The sequence below is a fragment of the Amylibacter sp. SFDW26 genome, from assembly GCF_009184395.1.
Classification (GTDB): Bacteria; Pseudomonadota; Alphaproteobacteria; order Rhodobacterales; family Rhodobacteraceae; genus Amylibacter.
On record NZ_WEIC01000001.1, the window covers coordinates 341,242 to 352,725 of the forward strand.

Sequence of the window (11,484 nt, forward strand, 5' to 3'; positions counted from 1 at the left end):
TTTGAAGCGTTTTAAGTAATGAAGAATAGATATTTTGTGTCGTGAATTTGCACGTATGCAGATGCCTAAGTGTTTATGGGGATAATGCTTCGGAAATAAGGTATTAATAATGCCCTATACTATTAATTCTGCACCGATAAAAATTATGTCGTCAGTCCCATATATGACTTCGTAGCCATCAGCAGTCACGTTGACCGTGATTTCTGTACCGTCTGACAAGGTTTCATTGTCGATAACACCGTTGGTAAATGCCTCGATACCATTAATAATGAGTGTCTCTGTTCCGATCTCAAAATCGGTGATTGTGTCACTCCCGTCACCCGAGATAAATTCAAACGTATCTCTACCTTTGCCGCCTGTTAAAATATCGTTGCCTGTGCCGCCATTTAAAATATCGCGGCCGCCACCGCCATTTAAATTATCGTCGTCTGCATTGCCGTATAGAACATCGCGGCCACCGTTTCCAAAAATACGGTCATTGCCGTCGTCACCCTGCAATGTGTCATTGCCTCGTTGGCCACGCAAAACATCATTGTCTGCTCCCCCGTTTAGAAGGTCATCACCTATGCCGCCTTTTAGATTGTCATCACCTGTTCCGCCATATAGTGCGTCATTGCCCTCGTCACCGCGAAGCCTGTCTCTGTCGGCTCCTCCGATGAGTGTGTCGTTACCTTCGCCGCCAAAAATTCTGTCGCTGCCCGAACCTAGATTTATAAAGTCATCTCCATCACCCAGAAAGGCGCGATCGTTACCAGTGAAACCAAAAGCTTGCCCATCTTCACTGTCTTGGTCGGCACTAAAAATATTATCAATGCCATCAGCACCGTTTATGATCCAATTTTGATTGAAAAATAAGTTTTCTAAGGCAAATACATCTATGCCAGTTGCTTCTGCAATCAAAGCGTCTGTTACGTCTTGTGCGGGTAGATTTAGGTTCGATAGGGAACCTATAAGATTACCATCGGCATCTTCTAAGCGGGTTTCTTGGATTGTACCGCCTGTGATAAAAGTGTTGCCATTAATCACGGTGTACACAAGATCTGTACCGATGAATTTGTTCACAAAGCCATTTTTTTCGATGGTGTATACTGTAGAAGAGGGCGGTTCTATATCTGAAACTTGGGACCCTGTGATCATATCTTCGAATGTGAACATGACTTCTTGGAAGGATAAAGTTGTTCCAGATGTATATGTTACAGACATAATCAAAAATCCTTTTTTTATAATTGTTCTTATTTTGGGATGTTTTATGTAAGCAAGTCAACAGTTTTGGTGAAAACAATGACTTATGGAGTTGTAAATAGTGATGCGCAATTGACCCTTTGGCTTGGTTTGCCTAAGTAAGAACTGACTTTAGCATATCTAAACAAAGTGTAGACAATGGCGACTGATAAACCCCGTTCCTTTCAAGAAATTATCTTGCGGCTTCAAACTTATTGGACATCCCATGGATGTGCGATGATGCAGCCTTATGATATGGAAGTTGGGGCAGGGACATTTCACCCTGCAACGACGTTGCGTGCACTGGGTTCAAACACTTGGGCGGCTTGTTATGTGCAACCGTCACGTCGCCCGACAGATGGGCGTTACGGTGAAAACCCAAACCGTATGCAGCATTACTATCAATATCAGGTTTTGATTAAGCCAAGCCCGCCTGATTTGCAGGATTTATATCTGGGATCGTTAGAGGCGATCGGCATTGAAATGGATATGCATGATATTCGTTTTGTCGAAGATGACTGGGAAAGCCCAACCTTGGGTGCTTGGGGTCTTGGTTGGGAAGTTTGGTGTGATGGGATGGAAGTGTCTCAGTTTACCTATTTCCAACAGGTGGGCGGCCATGATTGTAAGCCTGTATCGGGTGAATTGACTTATGGTTTGGAACGTCTAGCGATGTATGTTTTGGGTGTGGATCATGTGATGGACATGCCATTCAACGATCCTGATGCGCCTATTCATTTGAAATACGGGGATGTGTTCAAACAGACCGAGCAGGAATATTCGCGTTGGAATTTCGATGTGGCGGATACGGATATACTGTTACAGCATTTCAAAGATGCCGAAGCGGAATGTAAGCGTATTTTGGATCAGGAGCATGTTGACCCAAAGACAGGTGCCAAGATCATCATGGCACATCCTGCCTATGACCAATGTATTAAGGCGTCGCATTTGTTTAACCTGTTGGATGCACGCGGTGTGATTTCTGTGACAGAACGCCAAGCTTATATCGGCCGTGTCCGTGCATTGGCGAAAGCCTGTGCTGATGCGTTCGTTCAAACCGAAGCTGGTGGTGCTGCGGCATGAACGGCAAGTCGATTGTCATAAGTTTATTGTTATGCGCTGCCATTGCGGGTGGCGGGCTGTGGTATTCTATTGAGCGGGCGTATTACGAACGGATCACGGATGTGACCGAAGTGGTTGCCTATGGCGATATGTTCCCTGTAAGCAATTACGATGGCATTGATGCGGATACATCGCCCCTGAAAATGCGCGCTTGTTTTAACGTTGATTGGGATTACTTTCCGACGGATGAATATAAAGATGTGGCGACACCTTTGAATGCACCGCAGTTTTTCAAATGTTTTGATGCGGGGCAAATGACGGATGATTTGCAGTCGGGTGATGCGACGGCGATTTTGGCGAATGAAAACGAACCCTATGGGTTTGATACGTTTATTGTTCAATATCCTGATGGGCGTGCGTTTATGTGGCGTCAGATCAATATTTGTGGCGAAAGCCAGTTTAGCGGTAATGATTTACCAGAAGGCTGTCCTGATCCTGATGGAGAGCAGCAATCACGTGTGGTTGAACCTGCGGCTGATGTTAAGGTTGCTAAGGCTGAATACCAAACTGTTTCACCGCAAATCCGCTTGTTGCCTTATATCGGCAGTACGTCTGAGGTGATTAACGCGAATAATTTGGATGCTGTTGCGAATGCGGCTGATCCATTAAGTTTTCATGGCTGTTTTAAAACACCGCTTACCTACGGTCTGTTAACGGAAACATACCAAACACATGACACACCAACACCGAAGTCTGAAAAACTAAACTGCTTTGATGCGGCACAGGTTCAGGCTGATTTAAACACTGGCACTGCTTTGGCATTTGTCGGGGAAAAGAATATCCACCCAGGTATTGATCGTGTGGTTGCCGTTTATGAAGACGGCCGCGCGTTTGCTTGGCATCAAAAAGCGCAAAGTGAATAATTATGGCTGACTTGCTATTAGAACTGTTTTCCGAAGAAATCCCTGCTCGTATGCAAGTGCGTGCGGCTGAGGATTTGAAAAAGCTTGTAACAGATGCGTTGGTGGCTGCGGGTTTGACTTATGCGTCTGCTGCTGGATTTTCGACACCACGCCGTTTGTGTTTAACGGTAGAAGGTTTGTTGGCTGAAAGCCCAAACCTGCGTGAAGAACGCAAAGGCCCACGTGTAGATGCACCTGAAAAAGCGTTAGAAGGCTTCTTGCGCGGCGTTGGTTTGACCAAAGACCAGCTGGAAGTGCGCGACGATAAAAAAGGTCAGGCTTATTACGCGATTATCGAAAAAGCAGGGCGCCCTGCGGCAGATATTATTGCGGAAGTTGTTCCAAACGTTGTGCGGAATTTTCCATGGCCGAAATCCATGCGCTGGGGTGCTGGAACTTTGCGCTGGGTGCGCCCGTTGCATTCTATTTTGTGTATTCTGTCTGCCGAGGACGGCGCCGAAGTGGTTAATTTCGATGTGGATGGCATTGAAGCGGCAAACCTGACAGCAGGGCACCGTTTTCATGCGCCTGAATCGTTCAATGTAAATTCATTCGATCAGTACCGTGCAGAATTGAAGAAATCCTATGTGATGTTGGACGCGTCGGAGCGTGCGGATCACATATGGGAAGATGCAAAGAACATGGCGTTTGCCCAAGGGCTTGAGGTGGTCGAAGATCGCGGGTTGTTGGCAGAGGTCAGCGGTTTGGTTGAATGGCCTGTGGTTTTGATGGGTGATATTGCAGAGGATTTTGTGGGTTTGCCTGTGGAAGTTTTGCAGACGTCTATGAAAGAACATCAGAAGTTCTTCTCTGTGCGTAATCCTAAAACTGGTCGTATTGAGAAGTTTATCACGGTTGCGAACCGTGAAACCAAGGATGATGGCGCCACTATTCTGGCAGGGAACCAAAAGGTTCTGTTTGCGCGTTTGTCTGATGCGAAATTCTTCTGGGAAAACGATTTACGCGTATCTTTGGATGACATGGCGGCGAAGTTGTCGAATGTGACGTTCCATAATAAACTGGGCACACAGGCAGAGCGGATTGAACGGATTGCTGAATTAAGCGGTACGATTGCGCCGGTTGTCGGTGCTGACGTTGAATTGGCTGTGAAAGCTGCGCAGGTTGCAAAGGGTGATCTCTCATCTGAAATGGTTTATGAATTTCCTGAGTTGCAGGGGATTATGGGCAAGTATTATGCAGAAAAAGCGGAGCTGGATCAAAGCATAGCAAACGCGTGTGAAATGCATTATTCCCCGCTTGGGCCGTCTGATGATGTGCCAAGTGAAGCGGTTTCTGTGTCTGTGGCTTTGGCTGATAAGATTGATACGCTGGCTGGTTTCTGGGCGATTGATGAAAAGCCAACGGGATCTAAGGATCCATTCGCATTGCGCCGGGCTGCATTGGGTGTGATCCGATTGATTTTGGAAAACTCTGTGCGTGTGAACGTGTCTAAGTGGATTGATGCAGAGTTGGTGCGCCAAAAAGTTTTCAGTGATTTGAATACGGATGCTGAGAAGCATAATTTCCTAGAAACTGAATTGCTGGGTGAAATTGCGAAACGCGGCATTTTCGGAGCTGCATTACATGCATTGCTGGATGCTGTGCGCAATAAAGGCCAAGAAAAATTCTCTGGTGAACAAGCATGGTTGGATCATTTGGTTGAAGAGTTGCCTGCGAATTGTAAGAACTTGTTAGGTTTCTTCCATGACCGTTTGAAAGTGTATTTGCGCGATAAGGGCATTAGCCATGACATTATAGATGCGTGTTTGGCGATGCCGAACAATGATGATTTCGTGTTGTTGGTGAAGCGTGCAGAGGCATTGCAAGCTTTTGTGAAAACAGATGACGGTACGAACCTTTTGCAGGGCTTTAAGCGTGCGAATAACATTCTGACGGCAGAAGAGAAAAAAGACGGTGTGTCTTATGAACTCGACCCTGAGGTTAAGTTTGCTGAAGATGACGCGGAAAAAGCGTTGTTTGCTGCTTTGGATGTTGCGCAAGGTGCAACCGCTTCTGCGGTCAAAACAGAAGATTTTGCGGCCGCGATGGCCGCGATGGCGTCTTTACGGGCACCAATTGACGCTTTCTTTGAGGCAGTCCAAGTCAACAGTGATAATCAAATGGTACGTCGCAATCGTTTATGCCTGTTAAACCGCATTCGTGTGGTGATGGGACAGGTTGCAGATTTTGGTAGCATTGAAGGCTAAGTTTACGTGAATGCAACAGTTGAAAGCTGCGTCAGATCAACGGCTTGTCAGATGTTTCTATATAACGCTAGACTTCTTTCCTAATGGATAGGATTTAGAATGACAGATTTCCCACGCATTATGGCCCTAACGGCTGGTACCACTGCACCCAAAGATGTGTATGGTGCGCGTGCTGCTGCCCAAGTGACGCTGATGGATGCGGGCTTGCCTGTGCCAAAAGCTTGGGGCTTGTCGCTGGATGCTGTCAAAGCTATCTCGAATGAAGATTTTCCCGCAGAGTGGCCTTTCCTAGAAGAACTTTCAACAGGATGTTTGGTTTCTGTACGTGCAAGCCCTGTGGCGCGTGAATGGGGTGGCCCTGATGCATTGCTGAATTTGGGGATGAACCAAGCGACTTGTGATATTTTGAAAGCACCTTTGGGTGAAGAGGCCGCTGTTGCGTTGTATGCACGATTTGTTCAAGATTATTCTGTTAAAGTGGCTAGATTGGACCCAGAATGGTTCGATGAGTTATATATTTTGCACACAAAAAATGACAAAGTTGACTATGAAGCAGTGCTTGGATCGTCTTTAGCGCTTTATGATCAAAACGTTGGCGAGTTATTTCCACAAGAACCTGTGCGCCAATTGCGCAAAGCATTACGGTCCTTTGTAAAAGCATGGGATGGGACAACAGCGCGTATTTTGCGTATGGCGCAAGGTGCGCCTGAGGATGCAGGGCTGGGTTTAATCATTCAAGAGATGGCTTTGGGATTGGGGCGTGGTGAAAGTGGTGCTGGGATTGCACAGTTCGTATCGTCGCGTACTGGCGAGAAAAAAGCACATGGGCGTTACTTGTCTCAATCGCAAGGGCGTGAAGCAACAGATGATCAGGCCAAGGCACATTTCCTAAGTAAGGATAAGCGTGGACCTTCACTGGAAGATGTATGTCCAGAAGCGTTTGAAACTTTGAGAAGCTATTCTGCGGAGGCGCGCAAAGCTTGTGGTGATGCAATGCAGTTGGAATTTACTGTGCATGATGGTGCCGTTGCGATTTTGGATGCTGTTCCTGCGGAACGTTCAGGACGTGCTGCGATGGCGATATCTGTGCGTTTGGTAGAGGATGGTATCAAATCCAAAGAAGATGTGCTGATGGGGATTGATCCTCGCAGCATGAATGAGGTTTTGCATCCACTTGTTGACCCACGCGCGGATCGTCAGGTGATTACGACTGGTATTTCATCCAGCCCAGGGGCTGCGACAGGTAAAATTGTGTTTACGGCAAATGCTGCCCAAGCCAGTGCTGCGCGTGAAGAACCGTGTATTTTGGTGCGTATTGAAACAACGCCAGAAGATGTGCGTGGGATGCATTCAGCCCAAGCTGTTTTAACAGCCAAAGGTGGGCGCGACAGTCATGCGGCTGTTGTGGCGCGGACAATAGGTGTGCCTTGCATCGTTGGTGTCAGCGATATGAAGGTTGATGTGCGCGGCAAGGTTTTGACTTTGCCTAATGGTGTGGTTTTGCGTGCAGGCGATGTAATCACTGTGGATGCGAGTGAAGGCGAAGTTCTGTTGGGTGCACCTAAATTGGTACAACCGAATTTAGGCGGTGCATTTAATACATTTATGACTTGGGCGGATGAGACGCGCAAATTAGGTGTGCGTGCGAATGCAGATACGCCCCAAGATGCACGTATGGCGCGGGATTTCAATGTGGATGGCATTGGTTTGGTACGTACGGAGCATATGTTCTTTGAAGCGGGTCGTTTGAATGTGATGCGCGAGTTGATTTTTGCGGATACGGACGAAGATCGCCAAGCAGCGTTGAACTTGCTGTTGCCTATGCAACGGTCAGATTTCATTGAGCTGTTCGAGATTATGCAGGGGTTGCCCGTTTGTATCCGCCTGCTTGATCCCCCGTTACACGAGTTTTTGCCGCATTCACGTGATGAAATGCAGTCTTTGGCAGATGCTATGGGATTACCATTGTCGAAAATCACTGCGCGCGTGGAAGATCTACGCGAGTTTAACCCGATGCTGGGAACACGTGGTGTGCGTTTGGGTATTATGGTGCCTGAAATTTACAACATGCAGGCGCGTGCGATTTTTGAAGCAGCTGTTCATGTGCATAAGAATGGTTCGGATCTCATTTCCCCAGAGATCATGGTGCCACTTGTATCGGCAAATCGTGAAGTGGAACTTGTTCGTGCCAGTGTGGATTCTGTATTTTCTGCTGTAAAGAATGAAACGGGTGTGCAGCTTTCCTATACATTAGGCTCTATGGTGGAAACGCCCCGGGCAGCTTTACGGGCAGGGGAGATTGCACGCAGTTCCGAGTTCTTTAGTTTTGGCACAAACGATTTAACACAGATGACTTATGGTTTAAGTCGCGATGACTCGGGTCGTTTCATGCGTGATTATGTCAGTCATGGTGTTTTCGAAGAAGACCCATTCCATTCATTGGATGTTGATGGCGTTGGCGAGTTGCTTTTGATGGCTTGCGAGCGTGGGCGCGCGGAGAGAAAAGACTTGTTATTGGGCTTGTGTGGAGAACACGGTGGCGACCCGCAATCTGTATGGTTTTGCCATAAAGTGGGTCTAAATTACGTGTCTTGCTCTCCATTTCGAACACCCATTGCAAAATTGGCTGCAGCACAAGCAGCAATTTTGGACGTAAAAAAGTAATAAAATTACAAAAAACGCAACTAAACGAAATAAAGTTTGTTTTTTAACATAAATGTTACAGTCACAGGGGTGTGACATCTGAAATTCTGGACATACTGCCTGTGGTATCTGTAAAAGTCGCCAACTTTGCAGGGATTCTTTCCCCGCGTAAAAAGGGCTGCTGTAATGAATATTTCGATTAAACGTATCACTGAAGGTTTTGCTACTTTATTGGTTAGCACTGTTATGGGAACTTCTGCAATTGCACAAGGACCGTCAGAATTATTGTCACAAATGTCATTGATTCTTGCGGATGAACACGCAACACTTTCCACAGTCGGAACTGAACGATTGGCACTTTTGAGCCGCGCATCTACGAAATTACCAGATGCAGCGCGTGGTGAGCGTTCAATTGGTTCTAACATTACCACAAAAGCACAATTGAAATCATTACCACGTGCGAATGGCAACTCAGAATGGCGTTGCTTGGCCGAAGCTTTGTATTTCGAAGCGCGCGGTGAGACACTGCAAGGTCAATTTGCAGTAGCAGAAGTTATTTTGAACCGCCGAGATAGCAAACGTTTCCCAAGTTCTGTTTGTGGTGTGATTGGGCAAGGCTCAACAACGGGTAAAAAATATGCTTGTCAGTTTTCATATAAATGTGACGGGCGTGCAGAAGTGTTTTCCGAAGGTGGTGCTTATATCCAAGTGGGTAAAGTTGCGCGTTTGATGTTGGATGGCAAAGCACGCAACCTGACAAAGGGCGCTATGTTCTATCACACGGGTGCTGTAAGCCCGAGGTGGTCACGTAAGTTTACACGCACTGCAAAAGTAGGCAGCCACTATTTTTACCGTTCATAATCTGAACTAATATTCAACTCGATGGAGCCGCCTTTTAGGGCGGTTTTTTCGTATTTGTTGCAGTCTTTTTGGACAAAACCCTTGTTATAGAGTTTATGCAGGGTTACGTGAAAGCCAGATATAAAGAGTATACTTATGACTGATGATATTTCTGTTGCCTTTGAAACACCTGAAATTCGCGCGAAGGCCACGCAAACGGCTGAACCATTGGATCGTATTTCTGTACGTGATTACACCAAAGAGGTGGAAATCGGCGCCTTTCAAGCGGAACGCGGTACCATGCAACGCATTCGGTTTAATGTGGTCTTGGAAGTAGGTTGCAGTGATGGGGCACAGACCGATGACGTGGATTTGATCCTGTCCTATGACACTATTACGGAAGCAATCGAAGATCACTTGGCAAATGAACGTTTGAATTTACTGGAAACTTTGGCCGAACGAATTGCCGAAAGTATTTTAGAACATCCATTGGCACAAAAGATTTTCGTGCGAATTGAAAAGTTGGACCGTATTCCAGGCACCTTAGGTGTGGAAATTGTCCGATCTAAATCAGGTGACGCTGCTCAGATAGATGGTGCTGGTGTTCAGGTGAACCCATTGGTCGTTTTCTTGCCGAATGAAATTTTGCATGGGGGACAGCTGACAGAATGGTTGGATGCGGTTGCTGCTCATGATTTGCCAGCGATTATCTGTATGGAACCTGCGTTAGAACAGTCTCCTATTACCGATGTAAGTCTTGTGAACCGCCGTTTGGGATTGTTGTCTATTGAACAGAATGCTTGGGTCTTAGCTGCCAAAGATGACCGGTGTTTTGTTGTTGGGACACGTACCGAGTTGGATTGGGCCATGAAAAATGGCCAATTATCTGTCTGGGCACCTTCCAAGATTGTATTGGATGCAGTGGACAAACCGAAAGCTGCGGCCTCGCAACCTTTAGCCTTGGCACAGTGGTTTGCGAAGGCTTTCTCCGCAGACCATATTTCGGTTCTACAAGGGTTTGATAATGTTCAAACGTCTAAACGACTGCAGGTTGTCAAAACACCGTCAGAACTTTAAGCTTTTTCAAAACTAGGGGGAGACGCGGAATGGATGTTGTCATCCGCGAAATACGCAAAAGCGACCGTGATATCTGGTTAGGAATGTATCGCGCGCTATTTTCAGAGTATTCTGATGCCGCATTAATGGCAGAAATGGACCGCATTTATAAATCTGGAAAGAGATCTGCCTATATGGCAGAGGTAGATGGCGCCGCTATTGGCTTTGCCGAATATGCGCTGCGTGATTATGCAAACGGATGCCATTCACAACCTGTGCCATTTCTTGAAGGTATTTGGATACATGATGATTATCGATCACAAGGTATAGCACGAGCTTTGGTGGAGTTTTTAGAAGGCAAAGCAAGACGTGCTGGGTTTAAAGAGTTCGGTTCGGATGTAGAACTTAGTAATTACCCATCGCAATTGATGCATGAACGTTTGGGGTTTGAACAAACAGAAAAGGTAATATTTTACCGTAAGGTTTTGGAATAAATGATTTATTACCGTCCTATCGCCCAGATTGACCGGTGCCGCCCGAAAGGTGCACGTGCGATTGCTGGCGGCTGGTCTTGGTTTACGCACGCTGAGTGTTTGGAACGAGGTGGTATATCAACAGTTGTGCCAATTACTGAAATACCAGTGGATATTGTCGAAAACATTGCACGTAAACGCGATGATATTTGCGGGCTTTCAATGTCTGAGCCACATATCATGGGCGTTTTAAACGTCACACCAGATAGTTTTTCAGATGGCGGGCAACATAATACTTTTGAAAATGCTGTCGCGCGCGCGAAAGCGATGATTAAAGAGGGTACATCTCTTTTGGATATTGGTGGGGAATCCACACGACCAGGCGCAGATTATGTTGATAATTCAGAAGAAATTGCGCGCACTGCCCCTGTGATCGAAATGTTGAAAATAGCTGGCATTGAAACGCCAATGTCAATTGATACACGTAAGGCGGATGTGGCTGCGGCAGCATTACAAGCAGGCGCTGTGATGTTCAATGATGTTACGGCTTTAACATATGATACTGACAGTTTGCCGTTGGTAGGTCGCGAAAAACCTTTTGTCTGTTTGATGCACAGCTTAAGTGACCCGAAAACGATGCAAAACAACCCAGAATATGACGATGTTTTGTTGGATATTTATGATCATCTTGCGGATCAAATCGCACTTTGTGTAAAAAATGGACTGCCACAAGAGCGTATTGTGATTGACCCTGGCATAGGTTTTGGCAAGACGATGGATCACAATTTACAACTTATTCGCGGGCTTTCGCTTTTCCATGGGCTTGGATGCCCTGTTTTATTGGGAGTTTCGCGTAAAAGATTCATCGGAGAGATCGGTCATGCGCAAAATGCTGCTGATAGGGCACCTGGTTCTATTGCAATTGCATTAGAAGGTTTGCGACAAGGGGCTCAGTTTTTGCGTGTGCATGATATTTGGCAGACGAAGCAAGCTATTAGATTATGGAAGAAAACATTGTGA

The 11,484-nt window shown here is 46.3% G+C and carries 9 protein-coding genes; 8 read left to right on the top strand and 1 reads right to left on the bottom strand.

The annotated features are described in order from the left end of the window. Nucleotides 1-114: 114 nt before the first annotated feature. Nucleotides 115-1,203 carry a calcium-binding protein gene (locus F9L33_RS01780; RefSeq protein WP_152141018.1) on the bottom strand — a complete coding sequence of 363 codons (1,089 nt, stop codon included), beginning with the start codon at nt 1,201-1,203 and terminating at the stop codon, nt 115-117. A gap of 177 nt (nt 1,204-1,380) precedes the next feature. Between F9L33_RS01780 and F9L33_RS01785 the strand changes: the two genes are divergently transcribed. The 8 genes from F9L33_RS01785 (at nt 1,381) to folP (ending at nt 11,484) form a co-directional block, all read left to right on the top strand. Further along, nucleotides 1,381-2,304, top strand: a complete 924-nt coding sequence (locus F9L33_RS01785; RefSeq protein ID WP_152141019.1) for a glycine--tRNA ligase subunit alpha — start codon at nt 1,381-1,383, stop codon at nt 2,302-2,304. Then, nucleotides 2,301-3,206, top strand: coding sequence for a DUF6446 family protein (locus F9L33_RS01790; protein ID WP_152141020.1), 906 nt, complete (start codon nt 2,301-2,303; stop codon nt 3,204-3,206). The genes F9L33_RS01785 and F9L33_RS01790 overlap by 4 nt, the downstream gene beginning before the upstream one ends. 2 nt (nt 3,207-3,208) lie before the next feature. Beyond that, on the top strand, nt 3,209-5,452 hold the full coding sequence (glyS, locus tag F9L33_RS01795) for a glycine--tRNA ligase subunit beta (protein ID WP_152141021.1): 2,244 nt from the start codon (nt 3,209-3,211) through the stop codon (nt 5,450-5,452). Between the two features lie 99 nt (nt 5,453-5,551). Further along, on the top strand, nt 5,552-8,116 hold the full coding sequence (locus tag F9L33_RS01800) for a putative PEP-binding protein (RefSeq protein ID WP_152141022.1): 2,565 nt from the start codon (nt 5,552-5,554) through the stop codon (nt 8,114-8,116). Nucleotides 8,117-8,281: 165 nt separating this feature from the next. Continuing rightward, the gene (locus tag F9L33_RS01805) at nt 8,282-8,956 is read left to right on the top strand and encodes a cell wall hydrolase (protein ID WP_226803893.1); all 675 of its coding nucleotides are present in this window, start codon (nt 8,282-8,284) and stop codon (nt 8,954-8,956) included. Between the two features lie 135 nt (nt 8,957-9,091). Next, a complete protein-coding gene (locus tag F9L33_RS01810; RefSeq protein WP_152141023.1) occupies nt 9,092-10,012 on the top strand; it encodes a dihydroneopterin aldolase in 921 nt (306 codons plus the stop codon). A 29-nt stretch (nt 10,013-10,041) separates the two neighbouring features. Beyond that, a complete protein-coding gene (locus F9L33_RS01815; RefSeq protein ID WP_152141024.1) occupies nt 10,042-10,485 on the top strand; it encodes a GNAT family N-acetyltransferase in 444 nt (147 codons plus the stop codon). Next, nucleotides 10,486-11,484, top strand: a complete 999-nt coding sequence (gene folP / locus F9L33_RS01820) for a dihydropteroate synthase (RefSeq protein ID WP_152141025.1) — start codon at nt 10,486-10,488, stop codon at nt 11,482-11,484.